We start from the raw sequence: 21,598 nt of genomic DNA, 5'->3' as shown, positions 1-21,598 counted from the left end.
CCGATACGAAGGCAAGGAGCACTCACATGACCACGATCATGACCCCGACCCCGACCCCGACCCCGACCCCGATCACGGCGGCGGCGGGCCTCGAGCCCGTGACGGCCCATCTCCTCGCCGGCGATCCGCTGGAACTGGGCTTCGCCCCCGGGATGGTGGTGCGCTCCTTCCTGCTGCGCGGCGCGGACGGCAATGTCCTGGTGAACGCCAGCGACGGCATCCTGAGGAATGGCGAGGCCGTGGAGGCGGCGGGCGGGGCGACGGCGCTCTGGCTCGGCCACTGGCATGAGGCGATGCTGGGCGCGGGGGCGATCGCCAAGCGTTTCGGCACTCCGGTCCACGTCCATCAGGCCGACCACGAGGAGGCGGCGAAACGCGTCGCGGTCGCCGGAACCTTCGACGGGCCGAAGCAGATCGCGCCGGACCTGCGGGCCATCCCGATCCCCGGCCACACGCCGGGCTCCACCGCCTATCTCTGGCGCGGGCCCGAGGCGAGGTGCCTGTTCACCGCCGACAGCCTCTATGTCTCGGAGGGCGAGCTTCGGGGCGTGCTGCTCGGGGACAGCGACCGCGGAACCTTCCTCGACAGCCTCCGGCGGCTGCGCGAGGTGGAGTTCGATCTGCTCGTGCCCTGGGTGGCGCGGGCCGGCGCGCCCATCGCGACGCCCTTCACCCGCGATGGCTTCGCGCGGAGCATCGACGCGGTCATCGGCCGGGTCACCGCCGGTGCCGATGGCTGAGTTCCGGGGCGCCCGGGGGCCGGCGCTTCAGAGCGCCGCGCCGTTCCGGCTGAAAAGCCCGGTCAGGACGCGGCGGAGCGCCGGCGCGAGGTCCTCGGCGATCAGGCCCGGACCGATCTCGTTCGCCGCCGCGCCGTGCATCCAGACCGCGGCCTCCGCCGCCTCGAGCGCCGGCATGCCCTGGGCGAGCAACCCGCCTGTGATCCCGGCGAGCACGTCGCCCGAACCCGCCGTCGCGAGCCAGGGCGGGGCATTCGCATTGATGACGAGGCGTCCGTCGGGCGCGGCGATCACCGTATCGGCGCCCTTCAGCACCAGGACCGCGCCGGAGCGCGCCGCCGCCGCGCGGGCCCGCTCGGTCTTGAGCGGGTGTTTCGCGAGATCGGGGAAGAGCCGGGCGAATTCCCCGGCATGGGGCGTCAGAACGACCGGGGCCGCGCGTTCGGCGATCGCGGCGAAGAGCCGGTCGGGCATCTCGGCGAACTGGGTCAGCGCGTCGGCGTCGAGCGTGAGCGCGGGGCGCGCGGCGAGCGCGGCCTCGGTGATGGCCCGTTCCGCCGGGCCGGCGCCCATGCCCGGACCGAGCACCGCCGCCGTGTATCGCGTGTCGGCGAGCAGGTCGGTGAGATCCTCCGGCCCGTCCATCCGCGTCAGCATCACCGCCGTCAGATGCGCGGCGTTCACCATCAGGGCCGAACCGGGGCTCGCGACCGTCACGAGCCCCGCGCCCGCGCGCAGCGCCGCCTCCGCGGCGAGCCGGGCGGCGCCGGTGCGGGTGGCGGGTCCCGAGACGACGGCGACATGGCCGCGGGTATATTTGTGCGCGACGCCGCTCGGCCGGGGCAGGGCGGCGTCCCAGAGCGCGGGGACGTTCTCGTAGCCCTCGATCCCCGTCTCGGCGAGGACCGCGTCCACGATGCCGATATGGGCCAGTTCGAGCGTGCCCCGGAGACTCCGGCCCGGCTCCAGCAGATGACCCGGCTTCTTGCGGAAGAAGGTGACGGTCGCGTCGGCGGCGATCACCGGGCCGGTCGGCTGTCCGCTGTCCGCGTCGAGCCCGCTCGGCACATCGACCGCGAGCACGGGCGTCGCGGAGGCGTTGACCGCCGCGACGATCTCCGCCGCCGAACCTTCGATCGGCCGGTCGAGCCCGACGCCGAAGAGCGCGTCGATGACAAGCGCGGCGGACGGCAGGTCCGGGCTCGCCGGATGGACCGGACCGTGCCATCGCTCCGCCGCGATCGCCGCGTCCCCCCGCAGCGTCTCGCGGGGGCCGAGCAAGGCGAGATGTACCGGCCGGCCGGCCTCGGCCAGCAGGCGCGCCGCGACGAAACCGTCGCCGCCGTTGTTGCCGGGACCGCAGAGCACGAGGACGAGCCCGTCCGGCGCCATCGCCTTGGCAGCCTCGGCGACAGCGCGGCCGGCGGCCTCCATGAGGTCGATTCCGGGAATGCCGCCCGCGATCGTCGCCTGATCGGCCGCGCGCATCTGGGAGGCGTTGAGCAACTCGTGCATCAGAGGATCTCCGAACCGGGGGGAAGGCTGCCGGCGGCCACGGCCCGCGCCGCCGCCCGCTCGGCGCGGCGAAGCGCCGCGCGGCGCTCGCGTTCGGCGACCGCGCGGGCCTCGGCCCCGGCCGCGAACCAGACGAAGGCGGCGATGAGCACGATGATCGGGTTCCGGGTCATCACCCCATAGATCGCGAAACCGACCGCGATCACGCGCCCGACCCAGGCCGCGATCCAGGTCGCCCGCGCGATCGGCGCCCGGGTCCAGATCAACGCGCGCAGCACGCGTCCGCCGTCCATCGGAAAGGCCGGGATGAGATTGAAGATCGCGAGCGCGAGGTTGGCCTGGAGCATGATCGGAACGAACCCCGCGCCCGGCGGCAGGCCGGCGGAGAGCCAGGCGTAGAGCAGGACGGCGATGACGATATTGACCGCGGGGCCGGCGAAGGCGATCGCGATTTCCTCCAGCGGACGTTTCGGGATCGATTCGAGCAACGCCACGCCCCCGATCGGCAGAAGGGTGATGCGCCGGGTGCCGATCCCGAACCGGCGCGCGGTCAGGGCGTGGCCGTACTCGTGCAGGAGCACGCAGAGAAAGAGCCCGAGCACGAGCACGACGCCATCCACGGCGCCGGCGACGGTGCCGGTGCGTTGCCACGAGACATAGCCCACCCAGCCGATCAGGAGGGCGAAGGTCCAGTGCAGATGGACATCGATGCCCGCGAACCGTCCGAGCCTGAGCGCCCTGTTCATCGCCGTTCTCCGCTCCGGGTCTTTCCGGAGGATCTGTCTTTAACACGATCCGCCGGGCGATGGAAAAGGCCGGGGGCGGGCAAAAAGACGCCTGCCCTTCGGCGCCGGGTGGCATATGATCCCGGCGGCGGAATCTTCTCCGCCCTGACCCGGGACCTGCCTTGACCGTCCGTAACCTCGATCCCGCCCTGATGCCGCGCTCGGTCGCCGTGATCGGCGCGGGCGACGAGGCCGCTTCCATCGTCGGGGTGGTTCTCGAGAACATCCTGAGGAACGAGTTCTCCGGAGGCATCTGGCCCGTCGATGCCGGGCGGACCGAGATCATGGGCCTGCCATGCTTCCCCGATCTGGCCGCGCTGCCCGGAGTGCCGGATATCGCGGTGATCACCACACCGCCGGAGACGGTGCCGGGGCTGATCGCCGAACTGGGCGCGCGGGGCGGGCGGATCGCCGTCGTGACGGCGGGGAAATTCACGCCCGAGCAGCGCCAGCGGATGCTCGACGCCGCGCGGCCCTATCTCCTGCGCGTGATCGGGCCGTCGAGCGGCGGGCTGATCGTGCCTGCCGCGCGGCTCAATGCGAGCACGGCGCACATGGATGCGACGGAGGGCCGGATCGCGCTGCTGACGCAGTCGGCGTCGCTCGGCTTCTCGCTGCTCGAACGGGCGGCGGAGCACGGGATCGGCTTCTCGCAATTCGTGACGCTCGGCGAAATGGCCGATGTGGATATCGGAGATTACCTCGACCTCATCGCGGCCGACGGACATACGCGCGCGATCCTCATCTATCTCGAGAGCATTCCCGCGCCGCGCAAGTTCCTTTCGGCGGCGCGCGCGGTCTCGCGGCTGAAGCCGGTGATCGCGATCAAGGCCGGGCGGAGCGCGGCGGCGGCGCGGGCCGCGGCGACGCATACCGGCGAGCTCTCGGGCGCGGACCTGGTCGTGGAGGCCGCGCTGCGCCGTTCCGGCATCCTGCGGGTGGGCGGGCTCGCCGAGATGTTCGCCGCGGCGGAGACCGTGGCGCGCTTTCGGCCGCTGAACCGGGCGCGGCTCGCGGTCGTGACCAACAGCGGCGCCGCCGGTGTGCTCGCGGTCGATCGGCTGAGCGAGGTCGCGGGGCAGCTCGCGACTTTCGACCCCGGGACGATCGAGTCGATCGGCGGCCGGGTCGGCCGCGACTGGAGCGAATCGAACCCGGCCGATATCAACGCCGATGCCTCGCCGGAGGACTATCTCGGGACGATCGAGGCGGTCGCCGCCGATCCGGGCGTCGATGTCGTGATGGCGATGAATACGCCGTCCGGTCTGGTCTCCTCGCTGGATGTGGCCGACGCGCTGGCGGGCGGTGTCACGCGGGGGATGATCGGGGGCAAACCGGTGATCGCCTGCTGGCTCGGCGGCGCGATGGCGGCGCAGGGTCGGGGCATCCTGCGCGCCGCCGGGGTCGCGTCCTACAACAATCCCGGCGGGGCGGCGGCGGCGGTGTCGCATCTCACGAACTGGGGCAAGGCGCAGGCGGCGGTGCTGCGGGTCCCCGACCGCGAGGCCGAGCAGGCGCAGCGCGCGACGCCGGACGGCGCCTATTCGCGCGCGCTGACGGTGATCACCAAGGCGGCGGGCGAAGGGCGGCGGATGCTGACGGAGCCCGAGGCGAAGGCGGTCATCGCAGCCTACGGCATCCCGACGCCCACGACGCGCGTCGCCCGTGATGTCGTCTCCGTGCGCGGCATCGCCGAGGCGCTGCTGCGGGAAAGCCCGAAAATCGTGATCAAGGTGATCTCGCATCAGATCTCCCACAAGTTCGAGATCGGCGGCGTGGTGCTCGGGATCGCGACCCCGGCCGAGGCGGTGGCGGCGGCCGAGGGCATCTCCGACCGGCTGCGCCAGGGCCGGCCCGACGCCACGCTCGCAGGCTTCGCGCTGCAGCCTATGATCTATCGCGCGGGCTCGCACGAGCTCATCCTCGGCGTCTCGCACGATCCGGTCTTCGGTCCGGTCATCCTCTTCGGGGCGGGCGGGCTCACGGTCGCGGTCGTGCGCGACACGGCGATCGCGCTGCCGCCGCTCGACGCGGGCCTCGCCGCCGATCTCATCTCGCAGACGCGCATCTCGCGGCTCCTCGAAGGGGTGCGTGGGATCGCGCCCGCGAACTTCCCCGCGATCCAGGGCGCGCTGATCGCGCTCTCGCATCTGATCGAGGATTTTCCCTGTCTCAGGGCGCTCGACGTGAACCCGCTGCTGGCGAATGCCGAGGGGGTGACGGCGCTCGACGCGCGTATCGAGATAGACCCGGAGGATCTCGACCGCCGGGGGCCGAATCCGGACCTCGCGATCCGGCCGTATCCGTCGGGCTGGCGGCGCGAAGTCACGCTCAAGGGCGGGACCTATCTGCTCCGGCCCATTCTTCCGGTCGATGCGACGCTCTACCCGGATTTCCACGCGCATCTCTCGGCCGAGGATATCCGGATGCGGTTCCTGGCACCCCGCCGGTCGTTCAGCCAGACGCATGACCTGCGCCAGACCCAGCTCGACTACGACCGCGAGATGGCCTTCATCGCCATTGCGCCCTCGGGGGAGATGGCCGGGGTGTCGCGGCTGAGCTGTGATCCCGACAAGCGCTCGGCGGAATACGCACTGCTGGTCCGGAGCGACATGAGCGGGCGCGGGCTGGGCCGGGCGCTGATGACGATCCTGATCGAATACGCGCGCGCGGAAGGGCTGGAGTGGCTTGAGGGCATGGTTTTCGCGCAGAACCGCGGCATGCAGCGGCTCATCGCCTCGCTCGGCTTCACGGCGGAGTCGATGGCGGACGAGCCGGACGTTACGATGACTCGGCTGCGACTCTGAAGCGCATTCCCGATTGCGCCCTCATCGCCCCGACACTAAGGTCGTATTCGCCGGACCGGGAGAAGCGGTCGAGGCCGTGCCGAAGGAGCAACCGCCCCGGAAACTCTCAGGCAAAGGGTACCGCCGGCACCAAACTCTGGAGAGAGGCGCGATCGCGCCCGCCGGGGCAGGCCCCCGGGACATGGGCGCGCTGGACCTGCGCGCTCGACCTTGAGGAGACGCGATGTCCGGCGAACAGACCTTGAACGAATCCGGGACCCGACCCGAGACGGAATCCGAAACCGCGGCGCGCACGCCGCTGCATGAGCTCAACGTGTCGCTCGGCGGTCGGATGGTGCCTTTCGCCGGCTACGAGATGCCGGTGCAGTTCCCGGCGGGAATCCTGAAGGAGCACCTCCATACACGCGAGGCGGCGGGGCTTTTCGACGTGAGTCACATGGGCCAGTTCGCCCTGCGTCCGAAATCGGGCGATCTCGCCGATGCCGCCCGGGCCTTCGAGGCGCTGGTGCCGGTCGACGCGCTCGGGCTCAAGCCGGGCCGCCAGCGCTACGGTCTCTTCACCAACGACGCGGGCGGGATCGAGGACGATCTCATGTTCGCCAACTGCGGCGACCACCTCTTCGTCGTCGTCAACGCGGCCTGCAAGGCGGCGGACGCGGCGCTCATGGAGGCGGGTCTGGGCGAGAGCTGCGAGATCGAGCCGCTCGACCGCGCGCTCCTGGCCCTGCAGGGGCCGACGGCGGAGGCCGCGCTGGCCGCGCTGGCGCCCGAGGTCGCGGCGATGCGCTTCATGGACGTCCGCGGGGTCACGCTGACGGGGGCGCTCGCCGGTACGGAGACCATCGTCTCCCGCTCGGGTTACACCGGCGAGGACGGGTTCGAGATCTCCGTGCCCACCGGCGCGGCCGTCGCGCTCGCCGAGGCGCTGCTCGCCCAGGAGGGCGTGCTGCCGATCGGGCTTGGCGCGCGTGACTCGCTGCGGCTCGAGGCGGGGCTCTGCCTCTATGGCCACGACATCGACCGGGAGACCACGCCGGTCGAGGCCGCGCTCGAATGGGCGATCCAGCCGGCACGCCGCACGGGCGGCGCGCGGGCGGGCGGTTTCCCCGGCGCGGAGCGAGTGCTCGGCGAATTCGCCACCGGCGCCGCGCGGCGCCGCGTCGGGCTGCGGCCGGAGGGCCGGGCGCCGATGCGCGAGAGCGTGGAGATCACCGAGGGCGAGGAGGTCGTGGGCCGGATCACCTCCGGCGGCTTCGGCCCGAGCCTGAACGCGCCCGTCGCGATGGGCTACGTGCCGACCCGCCTCGCCGAGCCCGGAACCGAGCTGGCGGCGATCCTGCGCGGGAAACGCTTGCCGGTCGCGGTTTCCGCGCTTCCTTTCGTCACGCCGGGTTACAAACGGGGCTGAGCCCCCCAGATGGAGACACGCATGCTGAAATTCACCGAGGAGCACGAGTGGCTGCGCCAGGACGGCGAGGAGGTGACCGTCGGGATCACCCAGCACGCCACCGAGCAGCTGGGCGATCTCGTCTTCATCGAGCTTCCCGAGGAGGGCGCCAGCGTCATCAAGGGCGACGAAGTGGTGACGATCGAGAGCGTGAAGGCGGCGAGCGACATTTCCGCGCCGCTCGACGGCGTGATCACCGAGGTGAACACCGCGATCGTGGCCAATCCGGCGCTCGTCAACGACGATCCGATGGAGAACGGCTGGTTCTTCAAGATGACCCTCGCCGACGCGGGCGATCTCGACTCGCTGATGGACGAGGAAGCCTACCAAGAATACATCGCCTGAGGGGGCGTCATGCCGTTTCGTGAGTCAGACTACCACCCGTACGATTTCGCCAACCGCCGGCACATCGGGCCCAGCCCGGCGGAGATCGCCGAGATGCTCGCGACGATCGGGGTGCCGAGCGTCGAGGCGCTGATCGACCAGACGGTGCCGGGGAGCATCCGTCAGCGAAAACCGCTCCAATGGGGCAAGCCGCTCAGCGAACAGGGGGTGCTCCGGCGGCTGCGCGATGTCGCGGGCCGCAATCAGGTGCTGACGAGCCTGATCGGGCAGGGCTATCACGGAACGGTAACGCCGCCCGTCATCCAGCGGAACATCCTGGAGAATCCGGCCTGGTACACGGCCTATACGCCGTACCAGCCGGAGATCAGCCAGGGCCGGCTGGAGGCGCTCCTCAACTACCAGACCATGGTCTGCGACCTGACCGGGCTCGACGTCGCCAATGCCTCGCTTCTCGACGAGGCGACGGCGGCCGCGGAGGCGATGGCGCTCTGCGAGCGCGGGTCGAAGTCGAAGGCGACGGCCTTCTTCGTCGATCATGCGTGCCATCCCCAGACCATCGCCGTGATCCGGACCCGGGCCGAGCCGCTCGGCTGGGAGGTGATCGTCGGCGATCCGTTCAGCGATCTCGACCCGTCGAAGGTCTTCGGCGCGATCTTCCAGTATCCCGGCACTCACGGCGACTTCCACGACTTCGCCGAGCCGATCGCGGCGCTTCACGCCGCCTCGGCGCTCGCCTGCGTCGCGGCCGATCCGCTCGCGCTGACGCTGCTGCGGCCGCCGGGCGAGATGGGGGCCGATATCGCGATCGGCTCGACCCAGCGCTTTGGCGTGCCGCTCGGCTTCGGCGGGCCCCATGCCGCCTATATGGCGGTGACGGATGCCTTGAAGCGGATGATGCCGGGGCGCCTCGTCGGCGTCTCGATCGACGCCCGCGGCAACCGTGCCTACCGGCTGAGCCTGCAGACGCGCGAACAGCATATCCGCCGCGAGAAGGCGACCTCGAACATCTGCACCGCGCAGGCGCTGCTCGCGGTCATGGCCTCGATGTACGCGGTCTTCCACGGGCCGGACGGGCTGAAGGCGATCGCCCAGCGGGTCCACCGCAAGACGGTCCGGCTGGTGAAGGGGCTCGAGAGTCTCGGCTTCCGGATCGATCAGGATACCTTCTTCGACACGGTGACGGTCGAGGTCGGACCAAGTCGCGAACTGGTGCTCAGGGCCGCGGTCGCCGAGGGGATCAACCTGCGCCGGGTCGGAACCACGAAGATCGGCATCGCGCTCGACGAGCGCACGCGGCCGGAGCATACCGAGGCGGTCTGGCGCGCCTTCGGCGGCGATATCGCCGACGGGAGCTTGGCGCATGAATATCGGCTTCCGGAAAACCTGCTCCGGACAAGCGACTACCTGACGCATCCGATCTTCCATCTGAACCGGGCCGAGGCGGAGATGACGCGCTACATGCGCCGCCTCGCCGACCGTGACCTCGCGCTCGACCGGGCGATGATCCCGCTCGGCTCCTGCACGATGAAGCTCAATGCGACCGCCGAGATGATGCCGCTCTCCTGGCCCGAATTCGCCGATATCCATCCCTTCGCGCCCGAGAGCCAGACGCTCGGCTATTCGGAGATGATCACCGATCTCGGCGCCAAGCTCTGCGCCATCACCGGCTACGATGCGATGTCGATGCAGCCGAACTCGGGCGCGCAGGGCGAATACGCGGGGCTGCTCACCATCCGGGCCTACCACCGCGCCCGGGGCGAGGGGCATCGCGACATCTGCCTGATCCCGACCTCTGCGCACGGCACCAATCCGGCGAGCGCGCAGATGGCGGGAATGAAGGTCGTCGTGGTCGCCTCGGCGGCGAACGGCGATATCGACCTCGCCGATTTCCGCGCCAAGGCGGAGAAGCACGCGGCCAATCTCGCCGCCTGCATGATCACCTATCCCTCGACCCATGGCGTCTTCGAGGAGACGGTGCGCGAGGTCTGCGAGATCACCCACGCGCAGGGCGGTCAGGTCTATCTCGACGGCGCCAACATGAACGCGATGGTCGGGCTCGCCCGGCCGGGCGACATCGGCTCGGACGTGAGTCACCTGAACCTGCACAAGACCTTCTGCATCCCGCATGGCGGCGGCGGTCCCGGCATGGGGCCGATCGGGGTCAAGGCGCATCTCGCGCCCTATCTGCCCGGCGCGCCGGACGGGGCGGGCGCGGTCTCGGCCTGCGAATACGGCTCGCCCTCGCTTCTGGTGATCTCCTGGGCCTATTGCCTGATGATGGGCGGGGAGGGCCTGACGCAGGCGACGAAGATCGCGATCCTGAACGCGAACTACATCGCGACGCGGCTCTCCGGAGCCTATCCGATCCTCTACTCCCGCGATGGCCGGGTGGCGCATGAATGCATCGTCGATACCCGGCCCCTGAAGGAAATCGCCGGGGTGAGCGTGGACGATGTCGCGAAACGGCTGATCGACTGCGGCTTCCACGCGCCGACGATGAGCTGGCCGGTCGCGGGCACGCTGATGATCGAGCCCACGGAGAGCGAGCCCAAGACCGAGCTCGACCGGTTCATCGCGGCGATGCTCGGCATCCGGGCCGAGGTCCAGGCGATCGAGGACGGGGCGATGGACCGGAAGGACAATCCGCTCGCCCGCGCGCCTCACACGGTCGAGGATCTGGTGGGCGAATGGGAGCGTCCCTACAGCCGGGAGCAGGCCTGTTTCCCCCCGGGCGCCTTCCGCGTCGACAAGTACTGGCCGCCGGTCAATCGCGTCGACAACGTGCACGGCGACCGGAACCTGATCTGTTCCTGTCCGCCGGTCGAGAGCTATTCCGAAGCCGCCGAGTAGAGGCCATTCCGGGCGGGTCACCCGACCCGCCCGGAACCGTCGCCCCGGCCGCGCGAGCCCGTCCGTACCGCTTGCCAATCCCCTGTGAGACCGGCCGGATTCCGGCGGTCCGCCTCGCTTGGCATGAGTTCCGCCGGTGCCGGTTCGCGCGGCCTTCGGTGCGTGGTGGGCGCGTTCCGCCGCGTGTCCTGACCGGGCCCCGCCCCTGCTCGGAAGACGACCAGTCCCGGGCATTAATCTGACAGATTTACTTGGGTTTTTGGGCTATTCTGGCCGCGGAATCATGAATGGATTCGCGCCGTCGCCGTCCCGGGTCATGTTGACGTTGTGCGGCGCGGCGGATAATCCTCGGGATCAGGTCGCGAGCCGGTTCTGGCTCAGGCCCAGCACCAGATGGAGGCACGCATGGAAGATCTCTTGCGCGAGTATCTCCCGATCCTGATTTTCCTCGGCCTCGCGATCGCTCTCGGATTGGTTCTGCTGATCGCCGCCGTCATCGTGGCGGTGAGCAATCCCGACCCCGAGAAGATCTCGGCCTATGAATGCGGGTTCAACGCCTTCGACGACGCGCGCATGAAGTTCGATGTCCGCTTCTATCTCGTGTCGATCCTGTTCATCATCTTCGATCTGGAGGTGGCTTTCCTGTTCCCATGGGCGGTGAGCTTCCAGAATCTGGGCGACCTCGGCTTCTGGTCGATGATGGTGTTCCTCGCGGTGCTGACCATCGGCTTCGCCTATGAATGGAAGAAGGGGGCGCTCGAATGGGAATGACTGAGACGAGCCCCGCGCTGGCGACCCAGGCCGGCCCGGACAAGGAAGTCGCCGCGCGGATGCTGTCGGACGAGCTGGCGGACAAGGGGTTCCTCGTCACCTCCACCTCCGCCGCGATCAACTGGGCGCGTACCGGCTCGCTGCACTGGATGACCTTCGGCCTCGCCTGCTGCGCCGTCGAGATGATGCAGACCTCGATGCCGCGCTACGACCTCGAACGCTTCGGCACCGCGCCGCGCGCGAGCCCGCGGCAGTCCGACCTGATGATCGTCGCCGGCACGCTCACCAACAAGATGGCCCCCGCGCTCCGCAAGGTCTACGACCAGATGCCCGAGCCGCGCTACGTGATCTCGATGGGCTCCTGCGCCAACGGCGGCGGGTACTACCACTACAGCTATTCGGTGGTGCGGGGCTGCGACCGCGTGGTGCCGGTCGATGTCTACGTCCCCGGCTGCCCGCCGACGGCCGAGGCGCTGCTCTACGGAATCCTGCAACTCCAGCGGAAGATTCGCCGCACGGGAACGATTGTGCGCTGAGGCGCGACGGGAACACGACATGGAAACCGAAACCGCGCTCGACGAACTCAGTGAAACCATCACCACCGGCCGCCAGGCCGCGTCGATCGTCGAGGTGATCAGCGAGGTGGGCGAGCTCACGCTCGTGGTGCCGCTCTCGGAGATCGTGGCGGTGGTGAACTACCTCCGCACCGACGCGAACTGCCGCTTCACGACGCTGGTCGACATCACCGCCGTGGACTGGCCCGCGCGCGAGAAACGGTTCGACCTCGTGTATCACTTCCTGTCGATGCACCTGAACCAGCGCATCCGGGTCAAGGCGCGCGTCGGCGAGGATGACATCGCGCCCTCGATCATACCCGAGTTTCCCTGCGCCAACTGGTTCGAGCGCGAGGTCTTCGACATGTACGGCATCCTCTTCTCCGGTCACCCCGACCTGAGGCGGATTCTCACCGACTACGGTTTCTCCGGCTATCCGCTCCGCAAGGACTTCCCGACAACCGGCTATGTCGAGGTACGCTACAGCGAGGAGCAGAAGCGGGTGGTCTACGAGCCGGTGAAGCTCACGCAGGAATACCGGCAGTTCGATTTCATGAGCCCCTGGGAGGGGGCGGACTATATCCTGCCCGGCGACGAGAAGAAGGCATGAGCCCGGTGGAGGTGAGCATTCGAGTCACCGTCGGCGCCGCTCCGACCCTCGGTCGGCGGCCCGGCGAAGGCGCGGCGGGAGCATAGCGGCATGGACACGAAATACGACGTTGTCGACATGGTCGGCGAACAGAAGATCCGGAACTTCAACATCAACTTCGGCCCCCAGCACCCGGCGGCGCACGGCGTGCTGCGTCTGGTGCTGGAGCTCGACGGCGAGATCGTGGAACGCTGCGATCCGCATATCGGCCTCCTGCACCGGGGCACCGAGAAGCTGATGGAGAGCCGGACCTATCTCCAGAACCTGCCCTATCTCGACCGGCTCGACTATGTGGCGCCGATGAACCAGGAGCATGCCTGGTGTCTCGCCATCGAGCGGCTGACCGGCACCGAGGTGCCGCGCCGGGGCCAGCTGGTCCGCGTGCTCTTCTGCGAGATCGGCCGGATTCTGAACCACCTCCTGAACGTCACGACGCAGGCGATGGACGTGGGCGCGCTGACCCCGCCGCTCTGGGGCTTCGAGGAACGCGAGAAGCTGATGGTCTTCTACGAGCGGGCCTGCGGCGCGCGTCTCCACGCGGCCTATTTCCGGCCCGGCGGCGTGCATCAGGATCTGCCGCGCGATCTCGTCGACGACATCGAGACCTGGGCGAAGGCATTCCCCGCCGTGCTCGACGACATCCACGGGCTCCTGACCGAGAACCGGATCTTCAAGCAGCGCAACGTCGATATCGCCGTGGTGAGCCAGGAGGAATGCCAGTCGCTCGGCTTCTCCGGCGTGATGGTCCGGGGCTCCGGCCTCACCTGGGACCTCAGGCGCGCGCAGCCCTACGAGTGCTACGACGAGTTCGACTTCAAGATCCCGATCGGCAAGAACGGCGACTGCTACGATCGCTACCTCTGCCGCATGGCCGAGATGTACGAGAGCACCAAGATCATCCTCCAGGCCGTGGACAAGCTCCGCGAATGCGAGGGCGAGGATGTGATGAGCCGGGGCAAGATTTCGCCGCCGCGGCGCGAGGTGATGAAGTCCTCGATGGAGGCGCTGATCCATCACTTCAAGCTCTATACCGAGGGCTTCCATGTGCCCGCCGGCGAGGTCTACGCCGCCGTCGAGGCGCCCAAGGGCGAGTTCGGCGTCTATCTGGTCGCCGATGGCACCAACAAGCCGTGGAAGGTCAAGCTGCGCGCGCCCGGTTTCGCGCATCTGCAGGCGATGGACCACATCTGCCGCGGCCATATGGTCGCCGACGTCGCCGCCGCGCTCGGCTCCCTTGATATCGTGTTTGGCGAGGTTGACCGCTGATGCTGCGCCGTCTCTATCCCGAGCAGCCCTCGAGCTTCGAGTTCACGCCCGCCAATCTGGATTGGGCGAAGGCCTGGATCGCGAAATATCCCGAAGGCCGGCAGGCCAGCGCGGTGATCCCGCTGCTCTGGCGGGCGCAGGAACAGGAAGGCTGGGTCACGCGGCCCGCGATCGAATATATCGCGAACATGCTCGGCATGGCCGATATCCGTGTGCTGGAAGTCGCGACATTCTACTTCATGTTCCAGCTGCAACCGGTTGGAAATGTGACGCATTTCCAGATCTGCGGCACGACTTCCTGCATGATCTGCGGCTCGGAGGATCTGATCGAGGTCTGCAAGCGCCGGATCTCGCCCAACCCGCATCAGCTCTCGGGCGACGGCCGGTTCTCCTGGGAAGAGGTCGAATGCCTCGGCGCCTGCGCGAACGCGCCGATGGCGCAGATCGGCAAGGATTACTACGAGGATCTGACGGCGGAGAGCTTCGAGGCCCTGCTCGACGAATTCTCGGCCGGCGCCGTGCCGCGGCCGGGCTCGCGGATCGGCCGGTTTTCCTCGGAACCGCTCGACGGGCCGACGACCCTGACCGAGGGAGAGCGCGTCGAGAGTGCCAATGCGTCGGTCGCACTGGCCACGCAGCTTGGCGACACGATCGCGCGGATCACCGGGGAGCCGGTCGCCGACCGCGCCTCCTTCGCCACGCCCGAGCCGGTCGCCCCGGAGCGGCTGGAGGCGCCGAGGGCGGGCGCTGCGGATGATCTGAAGATCATCAAGGGCATCGGCCCGCAGCTCGAGGAATTGTTGCACAGGCTGGGATTCTACCACTTCGACCAGATCGCCGCCTGGACGGACGCTGAAATCGCCTGGGTGGACGAGAATCTCGAGGGCTTCCACGGCCGCGTCATTCGCGACAGATGGGTTGAACAGGCTCGCGTGCTGGTCTCCGAAGGAACCGGCGGCGCGGGCGAACAAGAATAAGGGAGGTCAAGGCATGGCTGACAAGGACTTCCGCGGTTTTCCGGGGCCGGCGTTCTGGATCGCCACGAGCATGGCCCCGGCGATGTACGCCGGGCAGATGACGCTGCGCATGATGCAGGCGATGCAACGCATGGGCGGCCCGGCGCGGATGATGATGACGGGCTCGTTCGGTCCGACCGGCTGGACACCCGATGTCAAGGGCGGGCCGGAGACGCATGCCGCCAGGAAGCAGGCCGCGCCGAAACAGGCGGGAGCGAAGCGGGCCGAGGCGGTCGAGGCCGAGGTGATCCCGCGCAGCCGGGATGTCGTGCCGACGCCGACCGAGGTCATGGCGGATGTGGCGCAGGTCACGGAGCCGCTGATGCGCGCGGCGCGCGAAACGCTCGAGACGATGAACGAGACGCTCAAGGGCATGACGGCGAGCCCGCCGACGGGGCGCGCGGAAATCGCCGAACCGGCTCCGCTCGCCGAGGCGATGGAACCGGAGACGATGAAGCGCGAGGCGTCGTTCCGGGCGCCGGGGGAGTCGAAAGCCGTGGAGTCGAAGGCCGGGGAGTCGAAAGCCGCCGCCAAGGCGGAGGCGACGACCAGGCCGGCGAAGCCCGAATCCGAGGCGGAGGCCCCGAAGGCCGAGGCTGAGGCTCCGAAGGCCAGGGCGACAGGGACCGAGACGCCGGGACCGGAGATGGCGAAGGCCGAGGACGCGAAAGCCCCGCCTGCGAAAACTCCGGAGGCGAAAGTCGAGAGCGCGGGGACCGAGAATGTGGAGGTCGGGCCGGCGGTGAAGTCGGAGGAGGCGGCGAAGTCGGAGGAGCCGTCGACCAAGGCCGCGGAGACGGGCAAGGTTGTGGAAACGGGCAAGTCCGCCGAGACGGGGGCGCGGGCAAGTGAGCCGAAGTCTTCGGGCGCGGCATCGGCCGACGCCGACCGACCGACCGCGCTCACCGCGCCGAAGGGCGCGGCGGATGACCTGAAGAAGATCAAGGGCGTCGGGCCGAAGCTCGAAGGCACGCTGAACGAGCTTGGCTATTTCCATTACGACCAGATCGCGGCCTGGGGGCCGGACGAGTTGCGGTCGGTGGACGAGAGCCTCGGCGGCTTCGCGGGCCGGGCGACGCGGGACGACTGGATCGCCCAGGCGAAGCTTCTGGCCGCGGGTGGCGAGGCCGGCGCGCCGAAGCGCTCGGGACAGGGCGGGCTGCACTGACGGCCGGGGCCGGACCCCGGGGGAGAGCTCCCCGGGGTACGAGAATTGGACGGGGCGCCCCGCGCGGGGACGCCCTCGGATATGAGGGCTGAGGCATGCTGGCGGACACGGACCGGATCTTCACGAACATCTATGGCATGTACGACCGCTCGCTCGCGGGCGCGCGCAAGCGGGGCCTCTGGGACAATACCGCCGAGATCATCGGGCGCGGCCGCGACAAGATCATCGAGGAGATGAAGGCGAGCGGCCTGCGCGGTCGGGGCGGCGCCGGCTTCCCGACCGGCCTCAAATGGTCCTTCATGCCCAAGGGCAGCGACGGCCGTCCGCATTACCTCGTCGTCAACGCCGACGAATCCGAACCCGCGACCTGCAAGGACCGGGAGATCATGCGCCACGATCCGCATACGCTGATCGAGGGCTGCCTGGTCGCCGGTTTCGCGATGGGGGCGCACACCGCCTATATCTACCTCCGGGGCGAGTATATCCGCGAGCGCGAGGCGCTGCAGATCGCGATCGACGAGGCCTATGACGCCGGTCTCCTCGGCTCGAACGCCTGCGGGTCCGGATGGGATTTCGACGTCTACCTGCACCACGGCGCGGGCGCCTATATCTGCGGCGAGGAGACCGCGCTGCTCGAAAGTCTCGAAGGGCGCAAGGGGATGCCGCGGCTGAAGCCGCCGTTCCCGGCCAATACCGGCCTCTATGGCTGCCCGACCACGGTCAACAACGTCGAATCGATCGCGGTCGCGCCGACGATCCTGCGCCGGGGCGCGGGGTGGTTCGCCGGGATCGGCCGTCCGAACAACGTCGGGACCAAGCTCTTCGCGATGTCGGGGCATGTGAACCGCCCCTGCGTCGTCGAGGAAGCCATGGGCATCTCGATACGGGAACTGATCGACAGGCACGGCGGCGGTGTTCGCGGTGGCTGGGACAATCTCAAGGCGATCATCCCCGGCGGTGCCTCCTGCCCGGTACTTCCGGCGGAGCTCTGCGGCGAGGCGATCATGGATTTCGACGGCATGCGCGAGCTCAAATCCTCGCTCGGCACCGCCTGCATGATCGTGATGGACAAGGACACCGACGTCGTGAAGGCGATCTGGCGCCTCTCCAAGTTCTTCAAGCACGAGAGCTGCGGCCAGTGCACGCCCTGCCGCGAGGGCACGGGCTGGATGATGCGGGTCATGGAGCGGCTCGTGACCGGCGACGCCGAGGTCGAGGAAATCGACATGCTGCTCTCGGTGACGAAGCAGGTCGAGGGCCACACGATCTGCGCCCTCGGCGACGCGGCCGCCTGGCCGATCCAGGGGCTGATCCGGCATTTCCGGAACGAGATCGAGGACCGGATCAAGGCGAAACGCACGGGCCGCGTCAGCGCGGTGGCGGCGGAATAGATGATGCATCTGGCGCAGCTCAATATCGGCAGACTCGTCGCTGACACGGATGATCCCCGTGTCGCCGAGTTCATGGGCGCGCTCGACCGGGTGAACGGGCTCGGCAAGCGGATGCCGGGTTTCGTCTGGATGATGGAGGGCTCAGGCGAGCCCGGCACCGGCAATACCGACATCAAGATCGATGGCGATCCCAGGTTCGTCTCGAATCTGACGGTCTGGGAAAACGTCGAAAGCCTCGAACATTTCGTCTGGAACACGGTGCACCGGCAATTCTACGAACGCCGCGCCGAGTGGTTCGAAGTGCTCGGGGAGCAGCATTTCGTGATGTGGTGGGTGCCCGAGGGGCATCGCCCGAGCCTCGACGAGGCGCTAGGGCGGCTCGCGCATCTCGAGGCCAACGGGAACAGTGATCACGCCTTCGGCTGGTCGCATCTGAGAGAGGCGCGGCTCTGGCGGGTCCGGAACTGCGCCGGGCTGGCGGCGGAATAGGCGGGACCGGCGTTCCGCGGGCGACGCGCGGAGGCCGGGACGGGATGGGGAGACGGATCGGATGACGGGATCAATTCCTGACGACCTCGCCGAACTGGGACGGCTGGCGGGCGATTGCCTCGCCGCGGTCTGGCAGCGTCGCGGCGAGCTCGGGACGAGGGAACCGTCGGCGGCACGTGAGCGGGCGTCTTCGGACGGGCGAGAGGGCCGGCCGGGAAACCGGCGGGCTAGGAGGAGCAAATGAGCGACCTGCGCAAAGTCATCATCGACGACATGGAGGTGGAGGTTCCGCCGGCCATGACGCTTCTGCAGGCCTGCGAATTCGCCGGCGTCGAGATCCCGCGGTTCTGCTATCACGAGCGGCTCTCGATCGCCGGCAACTGCCGCATGTGCCTCGTCGAAGTGGTCGGCGGCCCGCCGAAACCCGCCGCCTCCTGCGCGATGCAGGTCAGGGACCTGCGCCCGGGGCCCGAGGGCCAGCCGCCGGTGATCAAGACCACCTCGCCGATGGTGAAGAAGGCGCGCGAAGGGGTGATGGAGTTCCTGCTCATCAACCACCCGCTCGACTGCCCGATCTGCGACCAGGGCGGGGAATGCGACCTGCAGGACCAGGCGATGGCCTATGGCGTCGATTTCTCGCGCTACCGCGAGCCGAAACGCGCGGCGCTCGACCTGAACCTCGGGCCGCTGGTCAAGACCTCGATGACGCGCTGCATCTCCTGCACCCGCTGCGTCCGGTTCATCACCGAGGTGGCGGGCGTTCCGGAGATGGGGCAGGTCGGCCGCGGCGAGGACAGCGAGATCACCAACTATCTCGGCCAGATGCTGACCTCCGAGCTTCAGGGCAATGTCATCGACCTCTGCCCGGTCGGCGCGCTGACCTCCAAACCCTATGCCTTCACTGCCCGGCCGTGGGAGCTGAAGAAGACCGAGTCGATCGATGTGATGGACGCGCTCGGCTCCAACATCCGCGTCGATGTGAAGGGCCGCGAGGTGATGCGGATCATGCCGCGCAACCATGACGGCGTGAACGAGGAATGGCTCGCCGACCGGTCCCGCTTCATCTGGGACGGCTTGCGCCGCCAGCGGCTCGACCGGCCCTACGTGCGCAAGGACGGGCGGCTCACGCCCGTGCCCTGGGCCGAGGCCTTCGCCGCCGTCGCCACCGCGATGAAGGGCAAGCAGGTCGCGGCGCTCGCCGGCGATCTGGCGCCGACCGAGGCGATCTTCGCCCTGAAGACGCTGATCGGCGAACTCGGCGGCAAGGTCGAATGCCGGACCTCCGGCGCCGCGCTTCCCGCCGACAACCGCTCCGCCTATGTCGGCACCGCGCGGATCGAGGATATCGACACCGCGAGCTTCGTGCATCTCGTCGGCGCCAACCCGCGAGCCGAGGCGCCGGTCCTGAACGCGCGAATCCGCAAGGCCTGGCTCCGGGGCGCGCGGGTCACGATGATCGGCGAGGCGGTGGACCTCAGCTTCCCGTATTCCTATCTCGGCGCCGGTCCGGCCGAGCTCTCCAAGCTCGTCGATGCCGCGAACCCGCCCGAGGAAGGCGCCGGGCCGGGCGTGGTCATCATCGGCCAGCCGGTGCTGAACCGGGCCGATGGAGCCGCGGTTCTGGCGGCGGCCATGGCGCTCGCCGAGAAATCCGGGGCGAAGTTCCTCGTCCTGCATGACGCGGCGGCGCGGGTCGGCGCGCTCGACCTCGGCTTCGTGACCGAGGGCGGCGTCGAAGCGGCGCTCGACGGCGCGGAGGTGGTCTACAACCTCGGCGCCGACGAGATCGAGATCCCGGACGGTCCCTTCGTGATCTACCAGGGCAGCCACGGCGACCGGGGCGCGCACCGGGCCGATGTGATCCTGCCCGGAGCCGCCTATACCGAGGAGCCCGGCATCTTCGTCAATACCGAGGGCCGGCCGCAGATGGCGAACCGCGCCGGCTTCCCGCCGGGAGAGGCGCGGGAGAACTGGGCGATCATCCGCGCGCTTTCCGCGCATCTCGAGGCGACGCTGCCGTTCAATTCGCTGCCAGAGCTCCGCGCGCGCATGTTCGAGGCCGCGCCGCATCTCGCGGCCATCGATCAGGTGCCGGAAAACGCATGGACGCCCCTCGCGAGGGGCGATATGGACGGGACCGATTTCGCGGGTCAGACGCGCGTTCACTATCTGACCAATCCGATCGCGCGGGCGAGCCAGGTCATGGCCGAGCTCGCCAAACTGGCCAGCGACGGGGCGCGTCCCCTGGCGGCGGAGTAGGGCATGGAAGGCTTTTTCTCGAGCGGCTTCGGCCTGTTTCTCCTGATCCTCGGGCAGTGCCTTCTGGTGACGGTGTTCATCCTCGTCTGTCTTGCGTTCCTCATGTACGCCGACCGCAAGATCTGGGCCGCGGTGCAGATCCGCCGGGGGCCGAACGTCGTCGGACCCTGGGGGCTGCTCCAGAGCTTCGCCGACTTCCTGAAGTACATCGTCAAGGAAGTGGTGGTTCCGGCCGGCGCCGACAAGATCCTGTTCTTCCTCGCGCCGATGGTGAGCTTCGTGCTGCCGGTGATCGTCTGGGCGGTGATCCCCTGGGCGCCGGGCTGGGTGATCTCCGACATGAATGTCGGCATCCTGTTCATCTTCGCGATCTCATCGCTGCACGTCTATGCCATTATCATCGGCGGCTGGGCCTCGAACTCGAAATATCCCTTCATGGGCGCACTCAGGTCGGCGGCGCAGATGATCTCCTATGAGGTCTCGCTCGGCCTCATCATCATCGGCGTGCTGATCTCGACGGGCTCTCTCAACCTCAGCCGCATCGTGATGGCGCAGGACGGCAACTTCGGGCTCCTGAGCTGGTACTGGCTGCCGCATCTGCCGATGGTGGCGCTGTTCTTCATCTCCTCGCTCGCGGAGACGAACCGTCCGCCCTTCGACCTGCCGGAAGCTGAATCGGAGCTCGTCGCGGGCTATCAGGTCGAGTATTCCTCGACGCCGTTCCTGCTCTTCATGATCGGCGAGCTGATGAGCGTCTTCTTCATGTGCGCGCTCATCTCGATCCTGTTCTTCGGCGGATGGCTGTCGCCGGTGCCGTTCCTGCCGGACGGGGCGCTGTGGCTGTTCCTGAAGATGCTGTTCTTCTTCTTCATGTTCGCGATGGTGAAGGCGATCGTGCCCCGCTACCGCTACGACCAGCTGATGCGGATCGGCTGGAAGGTCTTCCTGCCCCTCAGCCTCGGCTGGGTCGTGCTGGTCGGACTCTTCGCGCATTACGGATGGTTCTGGGGCGCCTACCAGCGCTGGATGATTGGGGGCTGAACGATGGGAATCCCGTTCGATCGCGCCGCGCGCTACTTCCTTCTCGGTGACTTCTTCGAGGGTTTCCGACTGGGCATGAAGTACTTCTTCAAGCCGAAGGCGACGCTCAACTATCCGCATGAGAAGGGGCCGCTCAGCCCGCGCTTCCGGGGCGAGCACGCGCTTCGCCGCTACGCCAACGGCGAGGAGCGGTGCATCGCCTGCAAGCTCTGCGAGGCGATCTGCCCGGCGCAGGCGATCACCATCGACGCCGAGCCGCGCGACGACGGCTCGCGCCGCACGACGCGCTACGACATCGACATGACGAAGTGTATCTACTGCGGCTTCTGCCAGGAAGCCTGCCCGGTCGATGCCATCGTCGAGGGTCCGAATTTCGAGTTCTCGACCGAGACGCGCGAGGAGCTGTTCTACAACAAGGAAAAGCTCCTTTCGAATGGCGACCGCTGGGAGCCGGAGATCGCGCGCAATCTCGAACTCGACGCACCTTACCGGTGAGGAGCTGAGC

The 21,598-nt window shown here is 68.6% G+C and carries 18 protein-coding genes and 1 riboswitch; of the genes, 16 read left to right on the top strand and 2 right to left on the bottom strand.

Going from position 1 to position 21,598, the window contains the following annotated elements:
- Positions 1 to 26 precede the first annotated feature (26 nt).
- On the top strand, positions 27 to 740 hold the full coding sequence (locus tag ACLJK8_RS11575) for an MBL fold metallo-hydrolase (RefSeq protein ID WP_413150420.1): 714 nt from the start codon (positions 27 to 29) through the stop codon (positions 738 to 740).
- Between the two features lie 27 nt (positions 741 to 767).
- Here ACLJK8_RS11575 and ACLJK8_RS11570 read toward each other — a convergent pair whose 3' ends face one another.
- Together ACLJK8_RS11570 and ACLJK8_RS11565 are read right to left on the bottom strand one after the other, a co-directional pair.
- A complete protein-coding gene (locus ACLJK8_RS11570) occupies positions 768 to 2,255 on the bottom strand; it encodes an NAD(P)H-hydrate dehydratase (protein ID WP_413150419.1) in 1,488 nt (495 codons plus the stop codon).
- Positions 2,255 to 3,001 carry a site-2 protease family protein gene (locus ACLJK8_RS11565; protein ID WP_413150418.1) on the bottom strand — a complete coding sequence of 249 codons (747 nt, stop codon included), beginning with the start codon at positions 2,999 to 3,001 and terminating at the stop codon, positions 2,255 to 2,257. Before ACLJK8_RS11565 ends, ACLJK8_RS11570 begins: the two co-directional genes overlap by 1 nt.
- Before the next feature lie 161 nt (positions 3,002 to 3,162).
- Between ACLJK8_RS11565 and ACLJK8_RS11560 the strand changes: the two genes are divergently transcribed.
- The 15 genes from ACLJK8_RS11560 (at position 3,163) to nuoI (ending at position 21,588) form a co-directional block, all read left to right on the top strand.
- Positions 3,163 to 5,847, top strand: coding sequence for a bifunctional acetate--CoA ligase family protein/GNAT family N-acetyltransferase (locus ACLJK8_RS11560; protein WP_413150417.1), 2,685 nt, complete (start codon positions 3,163 to 3,165; stop codon positions 5,845 to 5,847).
- 44 nt (positions 5,848 to 5,891) lie between these two features.
- Positions 5,892 to 5,980, top strand: a riboswitch (glycine riboswitch).
- Between the two features lie 90 nt (positions 5,981 to 6,070).
- A complete protein-coding gene (gene gcvT / locus ACLJK8_RS11555; RefSeq protein WP_413150416.1) occupies positions 6,071 to 7,255 on the top strand; it encodes a glycine cleavage system aminomethyltransferase GcvT in 1,185 nt (394 codons plus the stop codon).
- Between the two features lie 24 nt (positions 7,256 to 7,279).
- Positions 7,280 to 7,639, top strand: a complete 360-nt coding sequence (gcvH, locus tag ACLJK8_RS11550) for a glycine cleavage system protein GcvH (RefSeq protein ID WP_413150451.1) — start codon at positions 7,280 to 7,282, stop codon at positions 7,637 to 7,639.
- 9 nt (positions 7,640 to 7,648) lie between these two features.
- Positions 7,649 to 10,489 (top strand): aminomethyl-transferring glycine dehydrogenase, encoded by a 2,841-nt coding sequence (gcvP, locus tag ACLJK8_RS11545; protein WP_413150415.1) that lies wholly within the window; start codon positions 7,649 to 7,651, stop codon positions 10,487 to 10,489.
- Positions 10,490 to 10,894: 405 nt separating this feature from the next.
- Complete coding sequence (locus ACLJK8_RS11540) at positions 10,895 to 11,260, top strand: NADH-quinone oxidoreductase subunit A (protein WP_413150414.1); 366 nt, start codon at positions 10,895 to 10,897, stop codon at positions 11,258 to 11,260.
- Positions 11,257 to 11,796 carry a NuoB/complex I 20 kDa subunit family protein gene (locus tag ACLJK8_RS11535; RefSeq protein WP_413150413.1) on the top strand — a complete coding sequence of 180 codons (540 nt, stop codon included), beginning with the start codon at positions 11,257 to 11,259 and terminating at the stop codon, positions 11,794 to 11,796. Before ACLJK8_RS11540 ends, ACLJK8_RS11535 begins: the two co-directional genes overlap by 4 nt.
- A gap of 19 nt (positions 11,797 to 11,815) precedes the next feature.
- Positions 11,816 to 12,424 carry an NADH-quinone oxidoreductase subunit C gene (locus ACLJK8_RS11530; RefSeq protein WP_413150412.1) on the top strand — a complete coding sequence of 203 codons (609 nt, stop codon included), beginning with the start codon at positions 11,816 to 11,818 and terminating at the stop codon, positions 12,422 to 12,424.
- 90 nt (positions 12,425 to 12,514) lie between these two features.
- Positions 12,515 to 13,729 (top strand): NADH-quinone oxidoreductase subunit D, encoded by a 1,215-nt coding sequence (locus ACLJK8_RS11525; protein ID WP_413150411.1) that lies wholly within the window; start codon positions 12,515 to 12,517, stop codon positions 13,727 to 13,729.
- Positions 13,729 to 14,706, top strand: coding sequence for an NADH-quinone oxidoreductase subunit NuoE (nuoE, locus tag ACLJK8_RS11520; RefSeq protein WP_413150410.1), 978 nt, complete (start codon positions 13,729 to 13,731; stop codon positions 14,704 to 14,706). The genes ACLJK8_RS11525 and nuoE overlap by 1 nt, the downstream gene beginning before the upstream one ends.
- A 13-nt stretch (positions 14,707 to 14,719) precedes the next feature.
- Positions 14,720 to 15,913, top strand: coding sequence for a hypothetical protein (locus ACLJK8_RS11515; protein WP_413150409.1), 1,194 nt, complete (start codon positions 14,720 to 14,722; stop codon positions 15,911 to 15,913).
- A 95-nt stretch (positions 15,914 to 16,008) separates the two neighbouring features.
- Positions 16,009 to 17,304: an NADH-quinone oxidoreductase subunit NuoF gene (gene nuoF, locus ACLJK8_RS11510; RefSeq protein WP_413150408.1), complete on the top strand. Its 1,296-nt coding sequence runs from the start codon at positions 16,009 to 16,011 to the stop codon at positions 17,302 to 17,304.
- A gap of 3 nt (positions 17,305 to 17,307) precedes the next feature.
- Positions 17,308 to 17,793 carry a DUF3291 domain-containing protein gene (locus ACLJK8_RS11505; protein ID WP_413150407.1) on the top strand — a complete coding sequence of 162 codons (486 nt, stop codon included), beginning with the start codon at positions 17,308 to 17,310 and terminating at the stop codon, positions 17,791 to 17,793.
- Positions 17,794 to 18,033: 240 nt separating this feature from the next.
- Positions 18,034 to 20,052, top strand: a complete 2,019-nt coding sequence (nuoG, locus tag ACLJK8_RS11500) for an NADH-quinone oxidoreductase subunit NuoG (RefSeq protein ID WP_413150406.1) — start codon at positions 18,034 to 18,036, stop codon at positions 20,050 to 20,052.
- A gap of 3 nt (positions 20,053 to 20,055) precedes the next feature.
- Positions 20,056 to 21,093, top strand: coding sequence for an NADH-quinone oxidoreductase subunit NuoH (gene nuoH / locus ACLJK8_RS11495; RefSeq protein WP_413150405.1), 1,038 nt, complete (start codon positions 20,056 to 20,058; stop codon positions 21,091 to 21,093).
- A 3-nt stretch (positions 21,094 to 21,096) separates the two neighbouring features.
- A complete protein-coding gene (gene nuoI, locus ACLJK8_RS11490) occupies positions 21,097 to 21,588 on the top strand; it encodes an NADH-quinone oxidoreductase subunit NuoI (RefSeq protein ID WP_413150404.1) in 492 nt (163 codons plus the stop codon).
- Positions 21,589 to 21,598: the final 10 nt, after the last annotated feature.

Origin of the sequence: Amaricoccus sp. W119 (assembly GCF_047275745.1) — a bacterium.
Taxonomy (GTDB): domain Bacteria; phylum Pseudomonadota; class Alphaproteobacteria; order Rhodobacterales; family Rhodobacteraceae; genus Amaricoccus.
The sequence above is the reverse complement of the archived record's forward strand: the minus strand, read 5'-3'. Positions and strand labels throughout refer to the sequence as shown.

Bases quoted from the DNA above. Each gene is read 5' to 3' on its own strand.
- ACLJK8_RS11575 (WP_413150420.1), top strand. From the start codon at position 27: ATGACCACGATCATGACCCCGACCCCGACCCCGACCCCGACCCCGATC.
- nuoH (WP_413150405.1), top strand. From the start codon at position 20,056: ATGGAAGGCTTTTTCTCGAGCGGCTTCGGCCTGTTTCTCCTGATCCTC.
- ACLJK8_RS11525 (WP_413150411.1), top strand. From the start codon at position 12,515: ATGGACACGAAATACGACGTTGTCGACATGGTCGGCGAACAGAAGATC.
- gcvP (WP_413150415.1), top strand. From the start codon at position 7,649: ATGCCGTTTCGTGAGTCAGACTACCACCCGTACGATTTCGCCAACCGC.
- ACLJK8_RS11515 (WP_413150409.1), top strand. From the start codon at position 14,720: ATGGCTGACAAGGACTTCCGCGGTTTTCCGGGGCCGGCGTTCTGGATC.
- nuoE (WP_413150410.1), top strand. From the start codon at position 13,729: ATGCTGCGCCGTCTCTATCCCGAGCAGCCCTCGAGCTTCGAGTTCACG.
- ACLJK8_RS11530 (WP_413150412.1), top strand. From the start codon at position 11,816: ATGGAAACCGAAACCGCGCTCGACGAACTCAGTGAAACCATCACCACC.
- ACLJK8_RS11505 (WP_413150407.1), top strand. From the start codon at position 17,308: ATGCATCTGGCGCAGCTCAATATCGGCAGACTCGTCGCTGACACGGAT.
- ACLJK8_RS11565 (WP_413150418.1), bottom strand. From the start codon at position 3,001: ATGAACAGGGCGCTCAGGCTCGGACGGTTCGCGGGCATCGATGTCCAT.
- ACLJK8_RS11570 (WP_413150419.1), bottom strand. From the start codon at position 2,255: ATGCACGAGTTGCTCAACGCCTCCCAGATGCGCGCGGCCGATCAGGCG.
- nuoG (WP_413150406.1), top strand. From the start codon at position 18,034: ATGAGCGACCTGCGCAAAGTCATCATCGACGACATGGAGGTGGAGGTT.
- gcvT (WP_413150416.1), top strand. From the start codon at position 6,071: ATGTCCGGCGAACAGACCTTGAACGAATCCGGGACCCGACCCGAGACG.
- nuoF (WP_413150408.1), top strand. From the start codon at position 16,009: ATGCTGGCGGACACGGACCGGATCTTCACGAACATCTATGGCATGTAC.
- nuoI (WP_413150404.1), top strand. From the start codon at position 21,097: ATGGGAATCCCGTTCGATCGCGCCGCGCGCTACTTCCTTCTCGGTGAC.
- ACLJK8_RS11535 (WP_413150413.1), top strand. From the start codon at position 11,257: ATGACTGAGACGAGCCCCGCGCTGGCGACCCAGGCCGGCCCGGACAAG.
- ACLJK8_RS11540 (WP_413150414.1), top strand. From the start codon at position 10,895: ATGGAAGATCTCTTGCGCGAGTATCTCCCGATCCTGATTTTCCTCGGC.